20 protein-coding genes and 1 tRNA gene are annotated in these 23522 nt (G+C 64.4%); 13 read left to right on the forward strand and 8 right to left on the reverse strand.

The genetic code is table 11. The features are described from left to right. From ihfA to L2Y97_RS06470, 6 genes are all read left to right on the forward strand, one after another. The gene (gene ihfA / locus L2Y97_RS06445) at positions 1-300 is read left to right on the forward strand and encodes an integration host factor subunit alpha (RefSeq protein ID WP_036114917.1); all 300 of its coding nucleotides are present in this window, start codon (positions 1-3) and stop codon (positions 298-300) included. After that, on the forward strand, positions 281-637 hold the full coding sequence (locus L2Y97_RS06450) for a MerR family transcriptional regulator (RefSeq protein ID WP_247434481.1): 357 nt from the start codon (positions 281-283) through the stop codon (positions 635-637). Before ihfA ends, L2Y97_RS06450 begins: the two co-directional genes overlap by 20 nt. A gap of 47 nt (positions 638-684) precedes the next feature. After that, positions 685-761 (forward strand) — tRNA-Pro (locus L2Y97_RS06455). A 163-nt stretch (positions 762-924) separates the two neighbouring features. After that, positions 925-1365 (forward strand): hypothetical protein, encoded by a 441-nt coding sequence (locus tag L2Y97_RS06460; protein ID WP_247434483.1) that lies wholly within the window; start codon positions 925-927, stop codon positions 1363-1365. Positions 1366-1923: 558 nt separating this feature from the next. Beyond that, positions 1924-2112: a hypothetical protein gene (locus L2Y97_RS06465; RefSeq protein WP_247434486.1), complete on the forward strand. Its 189-nt coding sequence runs from the start codon at positions 1924-1926 to the stop codon at positions 2110-2112. A 64-nt stretch (positions 2113-2176) separates the two neighbouring features. Then, positions 2177-3187, forward strand: a complete 1011-nt coding sequence (locus L2Y97_RS06470) for a linear amide C-N hydrolase (protein ID WP_425492849.1) — start codon at positions 2177-2179, stop codon at positions 3185-3187. A 4-nt stretch (positions 3188-3191) separates the two neighbouring features. On the opposite strand, the gene L2Y97_RS06475 is transcribed toward L2Y97_RS06470, so the two are convergent. After that, positions 3192-3506 carry an EF-hand domain-containing protein gene (locus L2Y97_RS06475; RefSeq protein WP_247434492.1) on the reverse strand — a complete coding sequence of 105 codons (315 nt, stop codon included), beginning with the start codon at positions 3504-3506 and terminating at the stop codon, positions 3192-3194. A 215-nt stretch (positions 3507-3721) separates the two neighbouring features. Here L2Y97_RS06475 and L2Y97_RS06480 point away from each other — a divergent pair, with 215 nt between their 5' ends. Beyond that, a complete protein-coding gene (locus L2Y97_RS06480; RefSeq protein WP_247434495.1) occupies positions 3722-5182 on the forward strand; it encodes a GGDEF domain-containing protein in 1461 nt (486 codons plus the stop codon). 62 nt (positions 5183-5244) lie between these two features. After that, positions 5245-5679 carry a hypothetical protein gene (locus tag L2Y97_RS06485; RefSeq protein WP_247434498.1) on the forward strand — a complete coding sequence of 145 codons (435 nt, stop codon included), beginning with the start codon at positions 5245-5247 and terminating at the stop codon, positions 5677-5679. An 835-nt stretch (positions 5680-6514) separates the two neighbouring features. Here L2Y97_RS06485 and L2Y97_RS06490 read toward each other — a convergent pair. The 3 genes from L2Y97_RS06490 to serA all read right to left on the reverse strand — a co-directional run bounded on the left by L2Y97_RS06490 (position 6515) and on the right by serA (position 11924). Continuing rightward, entirely contained in the window at positions 6515-8521 is a 2007-nt protein-coding gene (locus tag L2Y97_RS06490) for a S1 family peptidase (protein WP_247434501.1), read from the reverse strand. A 114-nt stretch (positions 8522-8635) separates the two neighbouring features. Further along, the gene (locus L2Y97_RS06495; protein ID WP_247434503.1) at positions 8636-10609 is read right to left on the reverse strand and encodes a S1 family peptidase; all 1974 of its coding nucleotides are present in this window, start codon (positions 10607-10609) and stop codon (positions 8636-8638) included. A gap of 79 nt (positions 10610-10688) precedes the next feature. Next, positions 10689-11924, reverse strand: coding sequence for a phosphoglycerate dehydrogenase (gene serA, locus L2Y97_RS06500; RefSeq protein WP_247434506.1), 1236 nt, complete (start codon positions 11922-11924; stop codon positions 10689-10691). Between the two features lie 124 nt (positions 11925-12048). Between serA and L2Y97_RS06505 the strand changes: the two genes are divergently transcribed. Beyond that, positions 12049-13431, forward strand: a complete 1383-nt coding sequence (locus tag L2Y97_RS06505; protein ID WP_247434509.1) for an FAD-binding oxidoreductase — start codon at positions 12049-12051, stop codon at positions 13429-13431. 97 nt (positions 13432-13528) lie between these two features. Continuing rightward, entirely contained in the window at positions 13529-14485 is a 957-nt protein-coding gene (gene pip, locus L2Y97_RS06510; protein WP_247434511.1) for a prolyl aminopeptidase, read from the forward strand. 160 nt (positions 14486-14645) lie between these two features. Here the strand turns inward: pip and L2Y97_RS06515 are convergent, their stop codons facing one another. Further along, positions 14646-17381 carry a lamin tail domain-containing protein gene (locus tag L2Y97_RS06515; protein WP_247434514.1) on the reverse strand — a complete coding sequence of 912 codons (2736 nt, stop codon included), beginning with the start codon at positions 17379-17381 and terminating at the stop codon, positions 14646-14648. A gap of 447 nt (positions 17382-17828) precedes the next feature. On the opposite strand from L2Y97_RS06515, the gene L2Y97_RS06520 reads away from it, so the two are divergent. Further along, positions 17829-18749 (forward strand): IS110 family transposase, encoded by a 921-nt coding sequence (locus L2Y97_RS06520; protein ID WP_247427771.1) that lies wholly within the window; start codon positions 17829-17831, stop codon positions 18747-18749. A gap of 22 nt (positions 18750-18771) precedes the next feature. On the opposite strand, the gene upp is transcribed toward L2Y97_RS06520, so the two are convergent. The 3 genes from upp to L2Y97_RS06535 all read right to left on the reverse strand — a co-directional run bounded on the left by upp (position 18772) and on the right by L2Y97_RS06535 (position 21558). Next, a complete protein-coding gene (gene upp / locus L2Y97_RS06525) occupies positions 18772-19410 on the reverse strand; it encodes a uracil phosphoribosyltransferase (RefSeq protein ID WP_247434516.1) in 639 nt (212 codons plus the stop codon). A gap of 166 nt (positions 19411-19576) precedes the next feature. Beyond that, on the reverse strand, positions 19577-19891 hold the full coding sequence (locus L2Y97_RS06530) for a PsiF family protein (RefSeq protein WP_247434519.1): 315 nt from the start codon (positions 19889-19891) through the stop codon (positions 19577-19579). Between the two features lie 170 nt (positions 19892-20061). Next, positions 20062-21558 carry an aminotransferase class III-fold pyridoxal phosphate-dependent enzyme gene (locus L2Y97_RS06535; protein ID WP_247434520.1) on the reverse strand — a complete coding sequence of 499 codons (1497 nt, stop codon included), beginning with the start codon at positions 21556-21558 and terminating at the stop codon, positions 20062-20064. A gap of 256 nt (positions 21559-21814) precedes the next feature. Between L2Y97_RS06535 and L2Y97_RS06540 the strand changes: the two genes are divergently transcribed. Both L2Y97_RS06540 and L2Y97_RS06545 read left to right on the forward strand, forming a co-directional pair. Next, on the forward strand, positions 21815-22735 hold the full coding sequence (locus L2Y97_RS06540; RefSeq protein ID WP_247434523.1) for an ABC transporter ATP-binding protein: 921 nt from the start codon (positions 21815-21817) through the stop codon (positions 22733-22735). After that, entirely contained in the window at positions 22732-23511 is a 780-nt protein-coding gene (locus tag L2Y97_RS06545) for an ABC transporter permease (protein WP_247434526.1), read from the forward strand. The genes L2Y97_RS06540 and L2Y97_RS06545 overlap by 4 nt, the downstream gene beginning before the upstream one ends. Positions 23512-23522 lie beyond the last annotated feature (11 nt).

Genomic DNA, 23522 nt, shown 5'->3' on the forward strand with positions numbered 1-23522 from the left:
ATGGCGCTGACCAAGGCGGAAATGGCCGAGCGGCTTTTCCTCGACGTGGGCCTCAACAAGCGTGAGGCCAAGGAATTCGTAGACGCCTATTTCGAGGTCGTCCGCGAAGCCCTTGAACGGGGTGAACAGGTGAAATTGTCGGGCTTCGGCAATTTCGATCTGCGGCAGAAGAATCAGCGGCCCGGTCGTAATCCGAAGACCGGCGAGGAAATCCCCATCTCGGCCCGGCGGGTTGTCACTTTCCGTCCTGGCCAGAAACTCAAGGTAAGAGTCGAGGGCTATGCTGGATCCAGGGAATAACACCGAACTCCCCGCCATTCCGGCGAAGCGCTACTTCACCATTGGTGAGGTCAGCGAGCTTTGCGGCGTCAAGCCGCACGTACTTCGCTACTGGGAGCAGGAGTTTCCCGCCCTCAAGCCCGTCAAGCGCCGCGGCAACCGCCGCTATTACCAGCGCCACGATGTGCTCATGATCCGCCAGATTCGCTCGTTGCTGTACGACGAAGGCTTCACCATCACGGGCGCCCGCGCCCGTCTCGAGGGCCCCCAGGCCCGCGTGGAAGCCAGCATGTCGCACCAGATCGTGCGCCAGGTTCGCCTGGAACTGGAAGAAGTACTTACGCTGCTCCGCCGCTGATCCTGCTTCCGCAGGGCAGGGCGAAGCTGCTACAATCGTTAGCTCGTCGGGGTGTAGCGCAGCCTGGTAGCGCACTACGCTGGGGGTGTAGTGGTCGCGAGTTCGAATCTCGCCACCCCGACCATTATTCGAAAAGGCGTCCCACTGGGGCGCCTTTTTCTTTGCCTGCGTTCCGCCTATGCTGCGGCAGCTGGCGCCGGCATGGCGCCCAAGGGGGCGATCGGACACCACCTGGTGGCGCGCAACGTGCCGCTGCATGCGTCCGCACATGGATTGGGGGGAGCGAGATGGCAAGCAAGGGTAGCAACAAGCATTACTGGCTTTCGGAGCTGACCAACCGCGCCGATGCACAGAAAGCCATGAAGGGCGGCGCGTTCGCTGCCTGGTTCGTAGCGGCTATCAACATCGGCATCGGTGCACTGATCATGTTCGCCGCGCCCGGATTAGGAAAGTCGGTCGGCCTCACCGGCGCCGCCATGATCGATGGCGTCATCTTCGCCGTGATCGGCATAAGCATCTGGCGCTATTCGTTCATCGGTGCGTGGGTGGGACTCGCCTTCTTCTCGCTGGAAAAGATCTACCAGTGGACGACGCAGCCCAAGAGCCTGACCGGCCTGGCACTCGCCGCGGCCATCTTGCTTGCCTTCATCAACGCGGTACGTGGCGCTATGGCATTGCGCCGCTTCAAGCGTGAGGAAGCGGCACTGGCCATCAGCGAAGCCTCGTGAGGGCGATGCTGCCGTAGCACCGCATCGTCCTGAAACGACGAAGCCCCCACGCATAAACGCAGGGGCTTCCAAGGACAGGGCCGAAGAAAGCTTTCGCTTTCAGGCTATGGGGCAAGGTTGGGAGTGCTTGTCATCGCGAGCTCCACCTGCTGCAACTGCCGGGCCTGGAGGCCCCTCGTTGCAGACTCGCAGGTCGATTGTTCCCGACAGGATCGATCCTATCGATGCGCTTTCGCGAGCGTCAATGAGTTTCGCTGTTCAGGGCTCCGGGTGAGAAGGCCGGGGTAGTGGCTCGATGCCGGAATTCGTCAGAACTTCAGCAACTTCCGCTCTCAGGCCTTCATCCTTGAATGTTGCGGGCGAGATCTCGAGTAACGCCGCGAACGCGCGTTTCACTTTACGTAGAGTCTCAAGGTCCAGCTTTCCCGTTTCACGAATTCGTGTTGCACGGCGCCCGTACCGTGCCCGATTCCAGTGCCAGGCGTCAGACCGACAGCAGGTTCGATGCCAGCCAGATCGGACCGACCGCGCAGTCCCTAGGTAATTTTTCCTAACCGCATGCATGCACGCCCATGGCACCATGCCGGAAAACATGACGTTCTTCGCGAAACGGAATCGCTGGCCCTGGCCCGCGACCAGAACCACCATTTCCGCGGCTTTGAATCCGACGTGCATGGCCTGTTGGTGGAATACGACCACGACGGCAGCCAGCACTACGTCGTCGAAGTGCTCAAACAGGATACGTGAGGTGACGACCATGAATGCATTGAAGCGCTTTGTACTCCACGGGCTGGGCGCTGCCGCCCTGGCGATGTTCGCGGCGCCCATGGTGGCGGATGCCTGCACGCGCGTCGTCTACCTCGGCGCGAACGACGATGTCATTACCGCCCGCTCCATGGACTGGAAGGTGGATGTCGGCACCAACCTGTGGATTTTCCCTCGGGGCATGAAGCGAACGGGCGAAGCCGGCCCGGGTTCGGTGGCGTGGACCGCGAAGTACGGCAGCGTCATCGCCAGCGGGTACGACGTCTCGACCACCGATGGTGCGAACGAGAAGGGCTTGATGGCCAACGTGCTATGGCTCGTGGAATCGACCTACCCGACGCCCCGGCGCGGCGACCATACGCTGAGCATCGCCATGTGGGCGCAGTACGTGCTGGATAACTTTGCGACGGTGGATGAGGCGGTGAAGGCGCTGGAAAAGGAGCCCTTCGTCGTGATTACGGACGAGGTGCCCGGCGAGCCACGCCTGGCGACGTTGCATTTATCCATGTCCGATGCGAGCGGCGATAGCGCCATTGTCGAATACATCGGTGGCAAGCAGGTGATCCACCACGATCGCAAATACCAGGTGATGACCAACTCACCGACGTTCGATGAGCAGCTAGCGCTGAATACCTACTGGGAGGGCATAGGGGGCACGGTGATGCTACCGGGTACGAACCGCTCGGCCGATCGCTTCGCCCGCGCATCGTTCTACATCAACGCCATCCCGAAGAGCGAAGACCCGGACCTCGCCCTGGCAAGCGTTTTCTCCGTGATCAGAAATGCCTCGGTGCCTCTGGGGATCACCACGCCCGACCAGCCCAATATCTCGTCGACCCGCTGGCGCACGGTGTTCGATCACAAGCGCCGGCTGTATCTGTTCGAATCGACGATCACGCCCAACACCTTCTGGGTGGACCTGAAGAAGATCGATTTCGCGGAGGCCGCCGGGGTGCGCAAGCTCGACCTGGGGCCGGACCAGAGGAATACGTTCGCCGGCGAGGTCTCGGGCCAGTTCGCCGCGGCGAAGCCGTTCCGCTTCGCCGGGCTGCACTGAGCCGTTACTTGGGCGGCGTGGCGGCCTTGTCGGCCATGTGCTTCAGCATGAACTGCTGGATTTCCTTTTCGGAGACCTTGCCGCGCTTGGTGGTATCGATCGCATCGAAGTTCTTGGCCGTGGCTGGCATGTTGCCGGCCTCGGCTTCCTCCTTGGTCACGAAGCCATCCTTGTCCTTGTCGGCCAGGACGAACTTGTTGTGCAGCTGCTTTTCCGCGTAGTTGAGCCGCGCGCCAACCCCTGTCTGGGCCGTGGCGGCCAGGGGGGAAAGGCAAAGGGCGGCCACGAGGGCCAGTGCGCAGGTCCTGCCGAAAGCCATGAGATCTCTCCATGCAACCGGGGTCGGGTCTGGTGACGTTACCCCTGCCAGTCCTCCCCTGTAAATCGGTGGATTTGCTGCCCCCAGGCGGGTCGGCAGTCCGGCCTTCACCCCGCGGACCGGGGCAAAATGTGACGAAGTTCTCAAGACGCCCCCGTTCCGGCCGATAAGGGAAGACGCAACTGGGCATGGCCGCCGGCCATGGGGGTTTCACAATGTCAGGTACGGAAGCACGGCAACGCGCCCGCGAGGCGCTTGCCCAGGCCAAGGCCAGGGTGGCCAGTCTCAAGCACGTCGACCCGTTCTTCCTGGACCTCTCCCTGGGCGAGGCCCCGGAAGGCGCATGGGCTGGGCCGGACCATGCGGTGACTGCCGTGGGCCGCCTGGACGCGGCAGGGTTCTACACCCCCAGCCCCTGCCAGGAAGCCCTGCGTGGCCTGGAAGTGCCCAGCATCGTGAAAGAGGTGTACCTTGCCGGGGCGGGGATGCGTGGCCGTTACGACCACGAGACCTTGCGCCGTAGCCTCCCCGAGAGCGTCATGTGGCTCATGGAGAATGTCCGCGGCGAGAAGGGTGGGGCGCCTCGCATCTACATCCATGTACCCGATGGCTGTGCGGCCCTGGCGGAAGCGCCGGAGGAAACACTGGCTATCCTCGAGCTGCTGGCCGGGCTGCCGCTGGAAGGCGTGGCCCTGGCCGAAGACGTACCAGACGCTGTCACCACGGGCACCAACATGAGTATTGACGACGCGATCCTTGCCAAGGACATCGGGGTCTACAAGACCTTGCTGGAATCGACCCGTGCCATCCCGTGGAAGATCGAGTGGGCGACGCTGCGCTTTGCCTACATCGGCCCGCAGATCGAAGAGCTGCTGGGCTGGTCGCCGCAATCGTGGCAGACCGTGCAGGACTGGGCCGACCGCATGCACCCCGAGGACCGCGAGTGGGTGTTCAACTTCTGCGTATCGCAATCGCAGGCTGGCATCGACCATGAAGCCGACTACCGCGCGCTGCGCAAGGATGGCGAATTCGTCTGGATTCGCGATGTGGTGCACGTGGTGCGCAACGAGGACGGTACGCCAAACGCGCTGATCGGTTTCATGTTCGATATCAGCGAGCGCAAGCGCACTGAAGAAAAGCTTCTCGACATGCAGCGCGAGCTGGAAGAGCTGTCCTTCAAGGACGGCCTGACCGGCGTGGCCAACCGCCGCCGCTTCGATAACGTGGTAGATGCCCGCTGGCGCGATGCGCGCCAGAACCGTCAGCCGCTATCGGTGGTCGTGCTCGATATCGATTACTTCAAGCAGTACAACGATCACTACGGCCACCTGGAAGGCGATGAGTGCCTGAAGCGCGTGGCTCGTGCACTGTCCGGGAGCGTGCGTAGCCCCGACGATCTCCTGTGCCGCTTCGGCGGCGAGGAATTCGTGCTGTTGTTGCCCAACACCGATGAAGCCGCCGCCATGGCCATGGCCTGGCGCTGCCTGGATCTGGTCGACAAGGCACTGATTCCGCACGCCGGCGTGGGCCACGACAAACGGTTGACCCTCAGCGCGGGTGTGAACACGCTGGTGCCCGGCGAGGGCGACAGCGTGCTACCGTTCATCGGCGTGGCTGATGCCCGGTTGTACAAGGCGAAGGAACGCGGGCGCCATCGCGTCGTCGCCGAGGGCTAATTCCATGTCGCGACTGGCCGCATACCTCGTTCGCCGCCAGTTTTCGATCAAGGACCACACCGATGCTTCCCGAAGACGTCGCTCAAGAAATATCACGCCGTTTCATTGATGCGTCCGCGCAATGCGAAGCATCACTTCGGGTCGTTATGTCCCACCAGAGCCTCGGCCAGGTCAATGTCTATGGCAAGCTCGTCGGAAGGTTCGTCGGCAATAGCTTCACCAATGTCCTCAAGCCAATCTGGGATGCAAATCCGCGTCTAAATCCGAAAGAAATGCAGGTACCGTATGTCGCGCCTCGGGCGACGCTTTCTCCCGAATCAAGAGAGGCGCTGGAGGCGTTCCTGATTGCCGCTCGTGCCAGCATTGAGTTTACGAAGCAGCACATTCCAGAGGCACAGCAGGAATCCTTGTTCGCATACGGCGGCATGGCAGAGGTCGTCGAAGCCGCTGACGCGATTGCTGCTTTTCTCGAAGAACCGCGTTTTAGAGATCCATGACGCGGTAATGTGATGTGCCGTTGGTAACCGCGAAAGCATTGCCCGAAGTGTCCGAACGTCAGCCTAAAGAAAAGGTTCTTCACGGATTTCCGTGAGCACATGCTTCATCGCGCCACGTCGTCGGTTCATTCGCGTTCGCGAACGCATGTGTTTAGCGGCTAGCGCCGCCTTAGGCTGGGTGGGAGTCGCCATCGGCGGCGGGCAGGCCCCTGGGTCCGCCAGTCGCGGACCTGCGGACCGGGCCGTAGGCACCGCCCTCGCGATCATCGTTAGCTCGGGCGGCCCTCCGCTCATGTCGGCCCCAGGGGCCTGCCCGCCACCGAATCCCTACGTCTCGTTTGGTGTGGCACAAGCTCGCACGACGCCGCTCACCTCCCTGTAGGAGCGCGCTTGCGCACGATCAGCTCACGAAGCGGCGATGCCGAACGCGGTGTTGAATCCAGGCGTCCAGCGCTGTCATTACCGCCCCGTCGTTCGTGTCTTGCGCCGATCGAGGGAGCGATGTAGCTCTGCGGCGTCATCGCTGCGTGGGCTATCGCGCGCGAGCGCGCTCCTATAGGTGGTGGACCGCACGCGTGTGGCTCTCCGACCACAAACCTCGACGTGGGGTGCGCGGGTGGGCAGGCCCTTGGGGCCGACATGAGCGGAGGGCCGCCGGGCGATTCGCGGTTAGCGAAGAGGGCGCCTACGGCCCGGTCCGAAGGTCCGCGACTGGCGGACCCAAGGGCCTGCCCACCCGCAGCTTCCTCAACCCACCACGCCGTAGGCGGCGCAAGCCGCTAAAAACATGCATTCGCGAACGCGAATGAACCGCTCATCTCTCGATCTTCAGGTATCAAGGGCCAGCAGGCGCCTTGGTTGCTGCCGCTGTCGCCGTGGCATCACCTGCGGGGGATGCACCTGGCAACGATGTGCCGTGGACGACATCCGCGAGGCGTTTCTGCATGTCGTCGTCGGCCGCCTTGTCGCGGACGGCGTAGCTCACCGTGTAGATGTAGCTGGCGGTCTTTGGCTGGGCCGGATCGTACACGCGGCTGATCAGGCGCCATTCGTCGCTTTCGAAGGGTTTGCCGTCGCGCGGATGGGCATGCCTGCCCAGTTCATCCCACAGGTTGTTGGCGTCTTGAGAGGAGTCGGCAAATGGGCGCTGGAAGCGATCGATGTAGACCATGGCGTTCGGTGCTTCCTGCTGGCTCAGGCTCAGGTGCTGCATGCGCACGACGGGCTTGCCGTCTTCCACGCTCCAGCCACCTGCCACGAACACTTCCGAACGGCCGCCATAGGGGACGATGCTGCCCGGCCAGCCGGCCTTCACGCCATCGACGGACAGGGTCACGCCCTTGGCATCCTGGCCGAACACCGCATCGCGCAGCATGAGCGGGCGCGGGCCGTGGGCGAGGAATGCCTGCCACTGCGCGAGCGTGCCGGTGTACGCGATGTCCTCCATGTCGGCCATCATGCGCATCTTCAGGGTCTCCTCGAAGATATCGCCCGCGCCGGCCATGCGGATCATGCCGACCGCACCGTCGGGCGTCGGCGTCGTCGCGGTCAGCAGCGACATATCGAAGTAGGGGATGGTGAACGCGTCCACGCGCCAGGTACGGCCCTGGCGGTCGGTGAAGGATTCTGTCGAAGCGGGTTCGCCCAGCGAGGTGACCTTGATGCTCTCGCGCCCGACCTTGCGTGTGATGAAACCCAGGGTCAGCAGCGTGTCACCGACGGCGCGGCCGCCGGTCAGTGCCGGCTTGTCGGCTTCGGAGTGGATGTGCCACAGCGCGGTGTCGTTCAGCGTCGAGCGGTCGATGTAGCCCTTGTTCGGTAGCTGCGAACGTTGGGAATCATCCTTGTCCGTGCGCATCCACACACCGCCGTTGTCCTGCACCACCAGCGCGGGCACGCCGCCGCTCCATGGGCTGTGGGTCAGGAGTTCGTGTGATTTCTCACCCTGCGGCCAGAGCGAATCGGTGCGCTCCTTGAGCCATGCCTGCGACTCCTTCGCCAGCGCGTTATCGGAGACAGCGGCAATGCGCGTGTAGAACTCCGCCTGGCTAAGCGGCAGCGGCATTTGCTCACGCAGGCGGCTGTGCCGGGTCTGCGGGCTGTAGGTGGTGCCGAAATCCATGGAAAGGTCGATGCTGGCAGCCTTTTCCGAGGCATCGAGCACGGCACTGATCGGCAGGGCGAAGTTGAGGTTCTCGCTGGGCGATTTGCGCAGTACGACGCCGATCACCTTGCCCTTGTCATCGATCAGCGGGCCACCGCTGTTACCCGGTGAGGCGGGGGCGGAGAAGCGCATCCACTTCCAGCGGCCGTCCACTTCTTCGGGCGTATCGGAGGTGTACAAGCCATCGCGCAACACCACGCCGGTACCCAGCGCATTGCCCACGGCAATCACGTTTTCGTTGATCGCGGGGGCGCGTTCGACCTCAAGCGGCTGCACGGTGGGCGCCTGCTTCAGGCTGAACTCGACGAAATCCTGCTGGGGCGAGAATTTCACCACCTTGTCCACGGCAAACACGTGGCCCTGCTCATCGCGTAAGGAGAGCGGGCCGCGTACGCTGCCCACGCCGCTGGCGAACACGTGCCAGGCCGTGACGAAGCGGTTATCACCAATCGCGAAGGCGGTGCCGATCGACTGGTACTTGTCGGTCCGCTCCTGGTACGGCATCTGGTCGAGCGGCAGGGGCTTCTCGTAGGCCACCTTGCCGTCATCGGCCTTGGCCGCGACGACCTCGAAGGTGGCCGCCTTTACCCTGGGCAGCAGGGCCGCATCCAGCGTGGCCGCGTGGGCGGCGGTGGCAGCACAGGCAAGCGCCACCGCGGCGGCGATAGTCCGTTTCATCAGAACAGCCATGTTCGTTTCCCCTGGTTGGTCGCTACAGCGTACGCGACCCATGGGGGCGATTTGAAGACGGGTTGCGGGCGCCGTGATGGCGCCCGGTGGCGGCTACCCTGGCTAGGGTGCCGAAGGCTTCGCGTCGGGCACGGTCACCCCGGCCGCCGCCTGTTTCAGCCGCGCCCGCATGTCATCGTCGCTGGCCTTGCCACCCACGGCGTAGGTCAGCACGAACGCGTGCTGGGCTCGGTCCGGATGGGCCGGGTCGTATACCTGGACGATGAAGCGCCGGTCGTCCTTGTCCACCGGCTGCCCGTCGCGCGGGTGTGCGTGGGTCATCAGGTCGTGCCATAGGCTTTGCGCCTGGGGTTGTGAGTCCTCGAAATAGCGCTCGTAGCGGTCCAGCTTGACCAGCGGCTCGGGCGTATCGCGTTGCTGCAGCACCAGCGTGCGTACGTGCAGCGCCGGCTTGCTGTCCTCGTAGGTCCAGCTTGGCTCGATGGCCACTTCAGCACGGCCCTCGAGCGGCACAAGGTCGGCAGGCCAGGTGGCCTTCATGCCATCGGCGGCCACGGTCACGACGTTGCCTTCCCGGCGTACCGTTGCGTCACGTAGCACCGTGGCCGGCGCGCCGTTGGCGAGGAAGGCCTGCCACTGGGGCACGCTTCCGTGGAATGCGATGTCTTCCATGTCGGCCATGAGTCGCAGCTGCAGCGCGATCTGCCGTGCGTCACGCGCCATGGCGAAACGGAACATGCCCACGGCCCCGTCGGGCGTGGGCGTGCTGGCCAGCACCAGGCAGCCGTTCATGAAAGGCAGGCCGAAGGTCTGCATCGTCCACGTGCGGCCCTGACGATCAGTGATCGTCTCGGTGGCGTAGGGCGCCCCGAGCGAGGTCACCCTTACCTTGTCCGGGCCCACGTCGCGGCGGAGCAGGCCCTGGGTGAGCAACAGGTCCATGACGGCACGGCCGCCAGCGCCAAGTGCGGGCTTATCCGCGTTGGCATGGATGTGCCAGACCACGGTCTGGTCGTACGCGGTTTCTTCGACGAACCCCTGGTCGGCGGTGGGCGTGCGCTTGCGCGCGGGCTGCTTGCGCACCCAGTTGCCATCGCTGTCCTGGGTCACCATGGCGGGTAGGCTGTCGGTCCACGGGCCACGGGTGAGCAGGTCGTGTGAGGCCTTGCCCTCGGGGAACAGCGTGCCGTTATGGCCGTTCATCCACGCCTGCGCTTCGGTATGCGCCCAATTGTCGAAGGTTTCGCCGATGCGCTGGGTGAAGTCCGCGTACGCCATCGGCAGCGGCACCGTGGCCTTCAGCCGGCTGTTACGGGTCTCGTGGCTGAAGGGCACGGAAAAGTGTTCGGGCACATCGACGGTCGCGCTGTGATCCGATGCATCGAGCACCTGCCCGATCGGCAGGGCGAAGTTAAGGTTCTCGTTCGGCGACTTACGCAGGACGACACCGATGACCTTGCCCTTGTCATCGACCAGCGGGCCGCCGCTGTTGCCGGGCGATGCCGGGGCGGAGAAGCGCAGCCACTTCCAGCGGCCGTCCACTTCCTCGGGGGTGTCGGATGTGTACAAGCCATCGCGCAATACCACGCCCGTGCCCAGCGCATTGCCTACGGCGAAAACCGCTTCATTGACGGCAGGCGCGCGCTCGACAGGAAGTGGATCGACGGTGGGGCCCTTGGTCAGGCTGAACTCGACGAAGTCCTGCTGTGGCGATGCGCGGAGGATCTGGTTGATCGCATAGACGTGGCCTTGCTCATCGCGCAGCATGAGCGGGCCCTGCAGGCTATCCACGCCCTCCATGAAGACATGGAACGCGGTGACATAACGGCCATCGCCGATCGCGAAGGCCGTGCCCAGGGAGCTGTAGTGGTCGTTGCGTTCCTGGAACGGCAGCTGGTCCAGCGGCAACGGCTTCTCATACGTCACCTTGCTGTCATCGGCTTTCGCCGCGACGACTTCAAAAGTTGCCGCACGTACCTTGGGCAACAGCGCTGGATCGAGCGTGGCCGCGGAGGCGGCCGTGGCGAAGGCGCTGCCGATGGCGAGCGCGAGCGACCACTTCAACAGAACAGCCATGTTCACTTCCCTTTGGATTTTCCGCAGGGTAGTGCAGGGCGGGGGCCGAATTGAACCGGCAAGTTCCTGCGAGCAAACCTCAGTAAAGTGCGCGTGCGCGCAGCGTGCCCTCAATCGCGGCCAGCTCGTTGCGCAACGCGGCAGCGTGTTCTTCCGTGGTGCTCACATCGATCACCACGTAGCCCACCTGGCCGGAGGTCTGCAGGTACTGGCCATCGATATTCACCGCCGCGCGCGAGAACACATCGTTCACGCGTGAAAGCACGCCGGGAATGTTGCGGTGGATGTGCAGCAGGCGGCGGCTGGTCGGATGGCCGGGCAGCGAGACCTCGGGGAAGTTCACCGCCGAGAGCGTGCTGCCGTTATCGCTGTAGCGCACCAGCTTCGAGGCGACTTCGATTCCGATGTTTTCCTGTGCCTCGCCGGTGCTGCCACCGACGTGCGGGGTGAGGATCACGTTATCCATGCCGACCAGTGGCGAGACGAAGGGATCGTCGTTGCCCTTGGGTTCGACGGGGAAGACATCGATCGCGGCACCGGCCAGGTGCTTGGACTGCAAAGCGGCCGCCAGCGCATCGATATCGACCACCGTGCCGCGCGAGGCGTTGATCAGCATGCTGCCGGGGTGCATGCGTGCGATCTCGGCCGCACCGATCATCAGCTTGGTCTGCGGAGTCTCGGGAACATGCAGCGTCACCACGTCGGCACGCTCGAGCAGGTCTTCCAGGCTCGACGCAGGGCGCGCGTTGCCAAGAGAAAGCTTGGCTTCGATATCGTGGAAGATCACCCGCATGCCCAGCGATTCGGCGAGCACGCCCACCTGAGTGCCGATGTGGCCGTAGCCGACGATACCGAGCACCTTGTCGCGCACTTCGAAGCTGCCCGCAGCCGACTTGGACCAGCCGCCGCGGTGGCACTGGGCGTTCTTCTCGGGGATGCGGCGCATCAGCATGATCGCTTCGGCGATCACCAGTTCGGCCACGCTGCGCGTGTTGGAGTAGGGCGCGTTGAACACGGGTACGCCCAGGCGTTCGGCTTCGGCCGTATCCACCTGGTTGGTACCGATGCAGAAGCAACCCACGGCGATCAGCCGGCGCGCCTCGGCCAGCACCTCGGCGGTGAGGTGCGTCCGCGAACGGATGCCCACGATGTGCGCGTCGGCGATACGTTCGCGCAGCTCGTCCTCGGGCAGGGACTTCTCGTGGAACTCGATCTGGGTGTAGCCCGCCTGGCGGAAGGTATCCAGCGCGCTGCGGCTGACGCCCTCCAGGAGCAGCACCTTGATATCCTCTTTGGGGTACGACGTGCGCTTCATGGCTTGCCCGTTCTGGCGATTCAACGAACCCCCACTATGCCAGAACGGCGACGGGATGTTGCAGTGCAGTGGACGGCTGGCGGCGGCGCTGGCACCCTCGGGGGGCCCCTTATCCGAGAGCCCCATGAGCGATCCACGCCTCACCGACCTTGCCAGCCAGCTACCCGGGCTGAAGCTTTCCACTGACCCGGGCGACCTGGAGCACCACGGCCGTGACTGGACCCGGCGCTGGACGCCGGCGCCGCTGGCGATCGCCTTTCCGGGCGATATCGCGGAGGTGCAGGGGATCGTCCGTTGGGCAAATAGGCATGGCGTGGCGGTGGTGCCTTCGGGCGGCCGCACCGGGCTTTCCGGCGGTGCCGTGGCTGCGAACGGTGAACTGGTGGTCAGCCTGGACCGGATGAACAAGGTGCTGGCGTTCAACGACGTGGACCGCACGTTGACCGTGCAGCCGGGCATCGCGCTGGAGGCGGTGCACAACGCGGCGCGCGAGCACGGGCTCATTTACCCGGTAGATTTCGCCGCGCGCGGCTCGTGCCAGATCGGCGGCAACATCGCCACGAACGCTGGCGGCATCCGGGTTATTCGCTACGGCAACACGCGGCAATGGGTCGCAGGGCTCAAGGTGGTCACGGGCAGCGGCGAGCTGCTGGACCTCAACAAGGGCCTCATCAAGAACGCCTCGGGCTACGACCTGCGCCATCTCGTGATCGGTTCGGAAGGCACGCTGGGCATCGTGGTCGAGGCAACCCTTGCGCTCACGTCACCGCCGCCGGCCTCGCAGGTGATGCTGCTGGCGGTGCCGGCCATGGATGCATTGATGAAGGTGTTTGCCGAGGCCCAGGGCAAGCTGCGTCTGGAGGCCTTTGAGTTCTTCACCGATCGCGCTTTGCACCACGTGCTGGCGCATGGTGCGCAGGCCCCGTTCGATGAGACCTATCCGTTTTATGTGGTCACCGAATTCGATGCGGCCGATGAAACGGCCGAGGCGAATGCGCTGGCCTTCTTCGAGGCCTGCCTGGCGCAGGGCTGGGTGGTGGATGGCGTGATCTCGTCCTCCGATGCACAGGCCGCGGCGTTGTGGCGCCTGCGCGAGGGCATCACGGAGAGCCTGGCGAAGTACAAGCCGTACAAGAACGACGTATCGGTGCGCATTTCGCGGGTTCCGGCGTTCATGGCGGAGATGCAGGCATTGCTGGCCGAGGGCTACCCGGATGTCGATGTGGTGTGGTTCGGCCACATCGGCGATGGCAACCTGCACATCAACGTGCTGAAGCCGGAAGGGCTGGATTACGCGGCGTTTGTGGAGCAGTGCGAGCACGTGACGACGTTGCTGGTGGAGACGCTGGAACGGCACGAGGGAAGCATTTCGGCGGAGCATGGGATTGGGTTGGTGAAGAAGCCCTGGCTGGGGAGCGTGCGTTCCACCGAGGAGATTGCATTGATGCGCGGGATCAAGGCGGTCCTGGATCCGAATGGGGTGATGAACCCCGGGAAGCTGCTTTAGCCTCCGGGCCTCCGGGCCTCCGGGGCCCCGGCTCGCAACAGGCTTCCCTCAGGCGTTACCCTTATCGTCCCCCTATCCCCCAAGGCACCACCCCACCATGGCCCAGGAATCCCCCGACCTGTACCCCGCGATCGAGCCGTACGAGACCGGTTCGCTCAAGGTTTCCGACCTGCACACCCTCTACTACGAGCAGAGCGGTAACCCGAACGGCAAGCCGGTGGTGTTCCTGCACGGCGGCCCGGGCGGTGGCACCAACCCGCGTTGCCGCCGGTTCTTCGATCCGAAGAAGTACCGCATCGTGCTGTTCGACCAGCGTGGCTGTGGCAAATCCACGCCGCATGCCGAACTCACTGACAACACCACCTGGGACCTGGTGGCCGATATCGAGCGCCTGCGCAAGCACCTGGGCATCGACAAGTGGCAGGTGTTCGGCGGTTCGTGGGGTTCCACGCTGGCCTTGGCCTATGCCCAGACGCATCCCGAACAGGTGAGCGAGCTGGTGCTGCGTGGCATCTTCATGCTCCGCCGCAGCGAGCTGGAGTGGTTCTACCAGTCCGGTTGCGACCAGCTCTACCCGGATGCGTGGGAGACCTATCTCTCGGCCATTCCGCAGGCCGAGCACGGCGACCTGATCAGTGCCTACCACCGCCGCCTGACCAGCCCGGATGCCGCGACGCGCGTTGCCGCGGCGCGTGCATGGTCGGTGTGGGAAGCGGCGACCAGCTATCTCTACCAGGATGAAGGCCACATGGCCTCCAGCGGCGAAGACGAGTTTGCGCTCGCGTTCGCCCGCATCGAATGCCATTACTTCGTCAACGCCGGTTTCTTCGAAGTGGATGGTCAGTTGTTGCGTGACGTGGGCAAGATCCGCCACATCCCCACGGTGATCGTGCAGGGCCGTTACGACGTGGTGTGCCCGATGCGTAGCGCATGGGATCTGCACCGTGCGTTCCCGGAAGCCGAGCTGCGCGTGGTGCAGGATGCCGGGCATTCGGCGTTCGAGCCGGGCATCACCCGTGAGCTGGTCCGCGCCACCGATCAGTTCAGCGCATAACCTTACCCAGGTAGGAGCCCACCCTGTGGGCGACATCTTTCGCCACGTCGCAACAGGGCCTGTTGCCTTTCGCGAACAGCGTCGCCCACAGGGTGGGCTCCTACAGGAACGCACAAAAAAGGGCGCCCGGGGTTAGCCGGGCGCCCTTTTTGTTTCTCGCTTAGAACAGGATCGACGGCAGCGTCAGCAGGTCCACCACGAAACCATCGTGGTCGGACGAACCGAGCGCCTTCTTCACGCCGGTTTCCTTGGCAGCATCATCCAGCGTCTGCACCGGGGCATCCAGGTTGCCCCGGCCGTACTGCATCTGCAGGAACAGGCCACGGGCCACGGTGTTCAGCAGCGCGTGGTCCAGCACCTGGTGCGTGGGCACCGAGCGCGGGGCCTGGCCCTGGATGTTGCCGAAGTTCTCGGTGAACAGGAACGAGTAGCGATCCTGGGCGGGCACCGAGTCCACGGCGTTCCACAGGGCCGGCTTCACGATGTTCTTGCCGAGCTTCAGCAGGTTCTGGCTATCGTCGTACTTGCCCGAGATCAGGCCCACCACATCGGTGAAGCCATCGCTGAACTGGTACGAGTTGAAATCACCCACCACCATGATCGGGGTGAGCAGGTTCTTCCGGTCGGTCTGCAGCAACTGCACCTGCTTCGCGAGCGACTGGGCCTGGAGGAAACGCTTCTGGCGGTCGCGATCGGCAGTGGTGCCGGTCTTGTCCACGTTCTGGCGTGCCTTCGGGTGCACCGAGATCACGTTGATGCGCATGCGGCCGATGATCGACGGCACATCGGCCGTGAGCAGCAGCGGCGGGTGGTCGTGCAGGTACGACTGCGTACCGCCATCGTCCCACATGGCATCCGCATCAAGCTGGCGCACATCGACCACGCGGACGCGATCGGTACGGACCAGGAAGCCGACGTTGATGCCGCTCGGGTCGTGGCCCGGCTGCAGGAACGCTTCGTACTGGGCCGGGTAATCATCACCCAGCTGCTTGGCCAGGCCTTGCAGCACGGCGAGGCTCTTCACTTCTTCTACCGAAAGGATATCCGGCAGCTTCAGCACGCTACCGACATACGCGGAGAGGCGCTGGGTCTTCAGCTTCACTTCGTCCGGCGTCGGCTCGGTGCTGCCGCCGCTGCAGGTGAACGTGGTGTTGAAGTCCGAATCGCAGAAGCGCTCCATGTTGAACGCACCGACGCGCACGGCGTAGAACGGCTTGTTGTCGACCGGCCGCGGAAGCGGGTTGGCCTTGGTGATGGTGATCTTGCTCGGGATGAAGGTGTACGCACCGAACGCGTACGAGATGACACCTTCGGCCTTGAACGTGGTGCCGGCGTTGAACGGGGTGTTCGCGGCCACGGCACCGAAGTCGGCCGTGTTCATCTTCAGCACTTCGGGGTTACCCGACCAGTTCGGCAGGTTCACGCCATCGGGCACCGGCACGGTGTAACGCACGCCCGGCTTGCGCAGCGAGCGCTGGCCGTTGGCGGTGATGTACACCTCGGCGAACGGCTCGTTGCTGAAGCGCAGGTTGCCGGTGGTGATCATGCCGCTGTTGATCGTGACGCGCATGCCCACGAAGCACTGGAAGTTCGTCGTGCCGCAGGAGAGGGCGTTCGGATCGTTCGACGGCACCTTGTCGTTGAACACCACCGCCGCCGGCAGGCGTGCGCCGTGCATCGTGGTGGTGATGGTGGCGTTCTTCAGTTCCGGCAGGTTGAAGTAGTTGTCGACCGTGGCTTCCACATCCACCTGGTCGCCGGCCTTCACGGTCGGTGCGCTGCTGGTGAACACGTAGATGCCGTTGGAGGTCAGCGGGTCGCTATCGGCGCGCGCGTCCGGGGTCTGGATGGTGAAGCCCGCCGGGCCCACCGCCGTGACGATGTTGCCCTTGGTTGCCACGCGCTTGCCGAGCAACGGCGAGACCTGGTCGTGGCCGGTGATCTGCCAGATTTCGGCGGCGACCGGGATCTCGTTGAGGATCGCGCCCACGGCCGTGGCCTTGGCCAGCGCGACGCCGCCCGAGGCATTGGTCAGGTTGACCTTGAATGCCTTGTCGGGGCCGGCGGCCTTGGCGCCGTGTACGTTGACCGTGACGGTGGCCGTGGTCTGGCCGGCCGGGATGGTGACGTCGGCATCCACCGCGTCGTAATCGCCCGCGGCCACGGTAGCCGTATCGTCGGCGGTGGCCGCGTGCACGGTCACGTCCGCGGCACCAGCCTGGCTCAGCGTCACGGTGAACGGCATCGGCACGTCATCCGCGTTACGCAGGCTGACGGACGAGTCGGCGATCGACAGGCTCGGGCCCTGCGCAACGCAGGTGCTGGCGCTGTTGTGCGGGGTGGTGGGGGCGACCTTCACCCAATCGGCGGAGTTATCGCCGGTGCTCTGCGGGAAGCCCGCGGCGTTGGTCTTGCGGCTGTAGCCCTGGTCGCCATTGGTGCTGCCCAGGCTCGCCAGCGGCGTGCCGAGCTTGTAGGCCGAGCCGGCGCTCAGGCCGACCTGGTCGATCACCGTGCCGGAGGCATCCAGCAGCGCGAGGCCGCCGTCATCGGTCACGCCGGTCGAATACTTCTGGTCGAACGCCACGCTGCCGGAATAGCCCGAGCTTGCCGTATTGGCCAGCAGCAGGTAGCAGCCGGGGGCGATAGTGACGCCGGCCGGGAACGTGAAACGGGTACCCGTGGTGCCCGCGTTGTTGGAGGCGTTGAGCTTGTAGCCCGACACATCCAGCGGGGCGGTGCCGCTGTTCTGGACTTCGACGAATTCGTCGTTGCCGCCAGCGGGGCCGCGGACGCGGAACTGGGTGATGGAAAGGTCTGCCGCCTGAAGCGACGAAGCGGCCATAAGGCCGGCAAGCGCCGCCCACAGGGCGCGCTGCTGTTTGGTCGAACGCATTCGAAAATCCCCTCGAGTCGTTGAGTTGTACGCGACCCAAGACGCCCGCAATCCCCTGCGGCGGCGCTCCCCCTGTCAGGTCCGCCGCAGGATTCTGCCGCAAGTTTGTGACAGCCGGTGTGACGAACCCCACTCCCGCGCTATCACCCCTCGCGGTAGGAGCCCACCCTGTGGGCGACATCTTTTGCAAGGAGGCGGCAGGACCTGTGGCGTTCCTGCGAAAGATGTCGGCCACAGGGTGGCCTTGTGTCTTTGCCGCGGCGTAGGCTGATGGGTGAGAGCGGAGTGCGGCAAGCCGATGATGGCCGGTGCCAGGAGCACGTGTAGGAGCAAGGGCTGCCGCACTCCCTTCACCAAGCCCGAACAGTTGCTCGAGTCCTACCTCGAATTCACAAGCCGGGGCTGGTGGAGGTGCTCTCACTCCCGATCCTACTCCGGAGAGACGCCATGGGCATGCATATCGGTGTTGATGTGGGAAAGGCCACACTGGATGTGGTCTGGTTATCGACCAGGCGTCACGAGCGCTTCGCCAATACGCCGGTGGGCCGGGAAAGGCTGCTGAAGGTGTTGTCTCCCAGTGCCGTTGAGCACATCGTGCTGGAGGCGACAGGAGGCTACGAACGGGCCATCGTGGAAGCCTTGGCGGCAGCCGGCTACCAGGTGACGCGCCTGGCGTCGCACCGGTCCAGGGCATATGCCGCAGCGCTTGGAAACCTCGCCAAGAACGATAAGATCGATGCCTTAACGTTGGCCCGCATGGCCAAGACCATCGATCCGGAGCCCTACCAGCCGACACCGCCCGAACGGGCGCAACTGGCCGATCTGGTACGTTGCCGCCAGCAGTTGGTGAGCCAGCGCGATGACAATCGCCGCCGGCTGGCTCAGGCGACGTTACCCGCCGCGCAACGCGCTCTCCAAGCGATGATCGAGGCGGCGAAGGCGCAGATCGCGGCCATGGATCAGGCGATCAAGCCAGCCATGCAGGCGGTCGATCCGCACTCCCGCCTGTGCAGCGTCCCGGGCATCGGACCGGTGACCGCGGCCACGCTCATCGCATACCTACCGGAACTGGGCCAGCTGGACCGCAAGCAGGTCGCTGCTCTGGTCGGCGTCGCGCCGTACGTTGATCAAAGTGGCCATCGCAACGGCCCCCGACGCGTACGCGCCGGCCGCTGGATCGTCAGGCGAGTGCTCTACATGGCCACCTGGGCGGCTATCAACGCCACGAACAGCCCTCTTAAGCTCCGCTACGACGCGCTACGAGCGCGTGGGAAAGTCGCAAAAGTGGCGGTCGTGGCCTGCATGCGACAGCTAATCACGGCCATCAATGCGATGGTCCGTGATCAGGCCGAGTGGAGGACTGCCTAAAGACAGTTGCTCCTACGGGGGGTTATTCGGGTTTTTGCTTCGTGCCGAAGATCTTGTCACCGGCATCGCCCAGGCCCGGCAGGATGTAGCCCAGCTCGTTCAGGTGATCGTCGATGGAGGCGACATAGATCTCGATATCCGGGTGGGCCGCCTCGATCCGCTTCAGGCCTTCCGGCGCGGCGACCAGGAACAGACCCTTGATCCGCTTGGCACCCGCCGCCTTCAGCATGTCGACGGTCGCGACCAGCGTGCCGGCGGTGGCCAGCATGGGGTCGACGATGATGGCGGTGCGCTCATCCATGCGGCCGCTGAGCTTTTCGTAGTACGCCACCGGTTGCAGGGTTTCTTCATCACGCTGCAGACCCACCACGCTCACCTTGGCCGCGGGGATCATTTCCAGCACGCCGCTGAGCATGCCCAGGCCCGCGCGCAGGATGGGGACGATGGTGACCTTCTTGCCCTTGATGTGGGTGACTTCGACCGGGCCGGCCCAGCCCTGGATCATCTTGCACTCGGTTTCCATATCCGCCGTGGCCTCGTAGGTGAGCAGGGCGGCGACTTCGGAGGCGAGTCCACGGAACTCCTTGGTGCTGATGCCGGCAGCGCGCATCAGGCCAAGCTTGTGCTGGATGAGGGGGTGGCGGACTTCGACGATTTTCATGGGCACGGACGATATTGGTTGGCGATACGCCATTGTCGCATCGCGCAGCGCCGCATTGTAGGAGCCCACCTTGTGGGCGACATCTTTCGCGACAGAGCCGCAGGCCCTGATACGCTTTGCGAACGGCGTCGCCCACAGGGTGGGCTCCTACACCGGCGTGTGTTGGTCAGCCCTTGAGGCACGAACTCATGAACGCCTTGCGCTCATCGCCCTTCAGGGTCTTGGCCTTCGGGTCGGCGTTACAGGCCTTCATCTTGTCCTGCTGGGTCATCTTGGCCGGAGCCGCTGGCTGCTCGCCTTTCAGGCAGCTGGACATGAACGCTTTGCGCTCATCACCCTTTTTGCCGGTGGCCTGGGTGTTGCAGGTGGACATCCGCTGTTGCTGCGGCGTCAGCTCTTTCTTGGCCTGGCCTGCCGCAAGGGCGGAGCCGGCGAAAACGAGGAGGGCGGAAACGGCAAGGACACGAAACTGCACGCGCATGGCGAACCCCTACGTGACGCCGGCCATCCCGGCGCGGGCCAGCTTACGCTTTTTCTCAACCCGTAGGAGCCCACCCTGTGGGCGACGCTTTTCGCGGAGAGCTCACAAGCCCTGTGGCGAATGTACGAAAAGCGTCGCCCACAGGGTGGGCTCCTACGCAATGCGGGGGCTTATGCTGCTTGTTCGGTCGCGCGGCGCGGGCCTTCCTTAAGGGCGTGGCGGACCTCGTCGATAATCAGGTCCACTTCGGCGCTGGTGACACGGAAGTGCGGGGTGAAACGCAGCGAGTTGGCGCCGCCGTGGATCACGCCGATGCCGCGCTCACGCATGTATTCCTCAGTGGAGCCTTCGCCGTAGCACTTGAACTCCGGCGCCAGTTCGCACGAGAAGAGCAAGCCGGTGCCCTGCACCTTGGTGATCAGTCCGCCCAGTTCGTTCTTCAGGCCCTCGAGCTTCTGCAGGAACTCCTTGCCACGCTCGCGGATGTTCTTGCGCACGTCGTCGGTGAGTTCGGCCATGGTCGCCACGGCCACATCCAGCGCGCGCGGGTTGGCGGTCATGGTGTTGCCGTAGATGCCCTTGCGATACAGGCCGGCCACGCGCTCGGAAACGGCGAGCACGGACAGCGGGTACTGGCCGGCGTTGAGCGCCTTGGAGAAGGTCTCCAGATCCGGTGCATCCAGCTTTTCGAAGCCGGGGTAATCAATGATCGAAAGCACGCCGTGGGCACGCAGGCCGGCCTGGATCGAATCGACCAGGAGCAGGGTGCCGTGTTCGCGGGTGAGCTCGCGGGCGGCGGCGTAGAACTCCGGCGTCACCGCACGGCCCGGGTCGCCTTCGCCCATGACCGGCTCGAGGAACATGGCTTCGATGAACCAGCCATTGCGATCGGCTTCGGCAAACGCGGCCTTGAGCGAGGCGACGTTGTACGGCTCAACCGTGATCAGCGTGTCCTCGTTACGGAAGCTGGCCAGGTGCTGCTGGTAGTTACGGCGCGATGAATCCGAATAGATGGCCGGGCGCTCGGTGCGACCGTGGAAGGCACCCTTCACGGCCAGGCGTTTAATGGTGCGGCCGGCATGGCGTGCGCCCGGATCGGTCATCAGGCGTGCATTGACGTCGGCGATGCGGCCGGCGAGCGTCACCGATTCCGAACCGGAATTCAGACAGAGGAAATGCGAGTAGGGGCTGCCACCACGGGTGTGGCCCAGCTCCTTGCGCAGTGCTTCGCACAGGCGCAGTTGCGAGACGTTCGCGGTCATCACGTTGGCCATGACCTGCGGCCGCGACATCGCTTCAATGATGTGCTCCGGGTTGTGGCCAAAGCCGAGCATGCCGTAGCCGCCATCGTCATGCAGCACGGCGCCCTTCAGCGTCACGACCCACGGGCCACGCGCTGCGGCGGGCACATACGGATTCACGCCGTCATCGGGGTAGAAGTTCACCAGGCCGCACTGCAGGTGGTGGATCTGTGCGTCTTCATCCATGCGGAGGAAATCGCCCATCTCGGCCTGCAGGCCCTTGTGGTAAGCGGCGGCTTCTTCGATGGCCTGGCGCAGGCTGGCGTCATGGGCGGCAAAGCGCTCGATGGTGGCATCGGGCAGGCCGGTGGTGCGGGCCTTGCCGCCGAAGTCGCGCATCTCGCGCAGGGTACCGATGACGTGCATAAAGCTTCCTCGCCCTAACAGTGGTAGCGGCATCGCCGCCGTGTATTTCTGGAGCGCGCGACGGCGCGATCCGGCATGGCCCATATCCTTCGATATATCCCTAACTATCTATCTTTAAAGGGATTATTGGCCGAGCATAGCATGCGCATTTTGGCCCCGTAACCCCCGGGTGACGCTTGTCACATCCGCACAATGACGCAAACGACTGCCGCCAAGGGGTTGCGCCCGTTTATGTTGCGACGCAAGGGAGGACACCATGAGCCACGACACCTGCATCGCCCGCCTTGAAGGCGTACACAAGCGTTACGGCGCAGTTAACGCGCTGGACGGGATCAACCTCACCATTCATCGCGGTGAACTGCTGGCACTGCTGGGGCCGAACGGCGCCGGCAAGACGACCAGCATCAGCCTGTTGCTCGGGCTGCACCGCGCCGACCAGGGAACCGTTTCCCTGTTCGGCAAGGATCCGCAGGACATCGACGCGCGCCGTCGCATCGGCGTGATGCTGCAGTCGGCCAACCTGCCGCCAACGCTGAAGGTGCGTGAGTTGATCCGCGTCACCGCCAGCTACTATCCGAACCCGCGGTCCGTCGCCGAGTGCGCGACGATCGCCGGCATCACTGATTTGCTCGATCGCCGTTACGCGGCACTTTCCGGTGGGCAGCAGCGCCGCGTGCAGTTCGCCATGGCGCTGGCAGGCAACCCGGAACTCCTGTTCCTCGATGAGCCGACGGTCGGGCTCGATCTTTCCGCACGCCAGGCGCTCTGGGCATCGATTCGCAGCCTGGTGGCCAGCGGGTCGTCGGTGGTGCTCACCACGCATTACCTCGAAGAAGCTGAGGCCCTGGCCGATCGCGTCTGTGTGATCGCGCGTGGTCGCGTTATCTCCGAAGGCACGGTGGATGCCTTGCGTGCCCATGTCTCTGTGCGACGGATCCGCTGCATCACCAGCGTGCCAGCTGAATCCATCGCGGCATGGCCGGAAGTGGACACGGCTTCGCTGCAACAGGGCCACATGGTGATCGCCACGCAGCAGGCCGAAGCGGTCGTGCGTCGGTTGCTCGCGATCGATGCCGACCTGGCCGAACTGGAAGTGCAGCGTGCCGGCCTGGCCGAAGCCTTCACTGAAATCACCCGCGATAGCGAAGCGGCCGATGCCGCGCAGGAGGCCGCATGAACATCATCGAAAGCACCGCCACGCCGGTGATGAGCACGGGCCAGGTGTTCAACGCCTATGTGCAGGAAGCACGTGCGGAAGTGCTGCGTTACCTGCGCCTTCCAGGCTTCCTGTTGCCGACCATGCTGTTCCCGTCGGTGTTCTACCTGATGTTCGGCATCATCCTGGCGCACCAGAACTCACCGGATGGGGCTCGCTTCCTGCTGGCGTCGTACGGCACGTTCGGGGTCATGGCGCCGGGCCTGTTCGGCTTCGGTGTGTCGCTGGCTATCGATCGTGAGCATGGGTTGCTCACGCTGAAGCGCGCGCTGCCGATGCCGCCCGGCGCCTACCTTGTTGGCAAGATGTGCATGGCCCTGATGATGGCTGCGGTGGTCACCATGCTCATGCTTTGCCTTGCCCGGTTCGGTGGTGGTGTGCAACTCACCGCGGGCCAGGTGGCCACGTTCTTCGTGACCGAGGTGTTGGGTGTCCTCGCTTTCTGCTCGCTGGGTCTGCTGCTGGGTACGCTGGCCAAGGGGCAGTCGGCGCCGGGCCTGGTGAACCTGGTGTACCTGCCCATGGCCTTCCTCTCCGGCCTCTGGTTCCCGCTCTCGGTCATGCCGAAGTTCATCCAGGCCATTGCACCCCTGTGGCCGGCCTACCACCTGGACCAGCTGGCGCTCTCGGCGATCGGCATGGGGCAGGGCGGGGACTGGATCCACGTGGTGGCACTGGCGGCCTTCACGGCGGCGTTCCTCACCCTCGCGGCCCGTCGTCTGGCTCGCCACGGTTGAAGTAGCATGGT

It is taken from the genome of Luteibacter aegosomatissinici (genome assembly GCF_023078495.1).
GTDB classification, from domain to species: domain Bacteria; phylum Pseudomonadota; class Gammaproteobacteria; order Xanthomonadales; family Rhodanobacteraceae; genus Luteibacter; species Luteibacter aegosomatissinici.

Coding starts and splice junctions, on each gene's coding strand:
- L2Y97_RS06490 (WP_247434501.1), bottom strand. CDS start 8,521: ATGAAACGGACTATCGCCGCCGCGGTGGCGCTTGCCTGTGCTGCCACC.
- L2Y97_RS06485 (WP_247434498.1), top strand. CDS start 5,245: ATGCTTCCCGAAGACGTCGCTCAAGAAATATCACGCCGTTTCATTGAT.
- L2Y97_RS06475 (WP_247434492.1), bottom strand. CDS start 3,506: ATGGCTTTCGGCAGGACCTGCGCACTGGCCCTCGTGGCCGCCCTTTGC.
- L2Y97_RS06480 (WP_247434495.1), top strand. CDS start 3,722: ATGTCAGGTACGGAAGCACGGCAACGCGCCCGCGAGGCGCTTGCCCAG.
- upp (WP_247434516.1), bottom strand. CDS start 19,410: ATGAAAATCGTCGAAGTCCGCCACCCCCTCATCCAGCACAAGCTTGGC.
- L2Y97_RS06530 (WP_247434519.1), bottom strand. CDS start 19,891: ATGCGCGTGCAGTTTCGTGTCCTTGCCGTTTCCGCCCTCCTCGTTTTC.
- serA (WP_247434506.1), bottom strand. CDS start 11,924: ATGAAGCGCACGTCGTACCCCAAAGAGGATATCAAGGTGCTGCTCCTG.
- L2Y97_RS06460 (WP_247434483.1), top strand. CDS start 925: ATGGCAAGCAAGGGTAGCAACAAGCATTACTGGCTTTCGGAGCTGACC.
- L2Y97_RS06520 (WP_247427771.1), top strand. CDS start 17,829: ATGGGCATGCATATCGGTGTTGATGTGGGAAAGGCCACACTGGATGTG.
- pip (WP_247434511.1), top strand. CDS start 13,529: ATGGCCCAGGAATCCCCCGACCTGTACCCCGCGATCGAGCCGTACGAG.
- L2Y97_RS06515 (WP_247434514.1), bottom strand. CDS start 17,381: ATGCGTTCGACCAAACAGCAGCGCGCCCTGTGGGCGGCGCTTGCCGGC.
- L2Y97_RS06545 (WP_247434526.1), top strand. CDS start 22,732: ATGAACATCATCGAAAGCACCGCCACGCCGGTGATGAGCACGGGCCAG.
- L2Y97_RS06450 (WP_247434481.1), top strand. CDS start 281: ATGCTGGATCCAGGGAATAACACCGAACTCCCCGCCATTCCGGCGAAG.
- L2Y97_RS06470 (WP_425492849.1), top strand. CDS start 2,177: ATGTTCGCGGCGCCCATGGTGGCGGATGCCTGCACGCGCGTCGTCTAC.
- L2Y97_RS06540 (WP_247434523.1), top strand. CDS start 21,815: ATGAGCCACGACACCTGCATCGCCCGCCTTGAAGGCGTACACAAGCGT.
- L2Y97_RS06495 (WP_247434503.1), bottom strand. CDS start 10,609: ATGGCTGTTCTGTTGAAGTGGTCGCTCGCGCTCGCCATCGGCAGCGCC.
- L2Y97_RS06505 (WP_247434509.1), top strand. CDS start 12,049: ATGAGCGATCCACGCCTCACCGACCTTGCCAGCCAGCTACCCGGGCTG.
- L2Y97_RS06465 (WP_247434486.1), top strand. CDS start 1,924: ATGCATGCACGCCCATGGCACCATGCCGGAAAACATGACGTTCTTCGC.
- L2Y97_RS06535 (WP_247434520.1), bottom strand. CDS start 21,558: ATGCACGTCATCGGTACCCTGCGCGAGATGCGCGACTTCGGCGGCAAG.
- ihfA (WP_036114917.1), top strand. CDS start 1: ATGGCGCTGACCAAGGCGGAAATGGCCGAGCGGCTTTTCCTCGACGTG.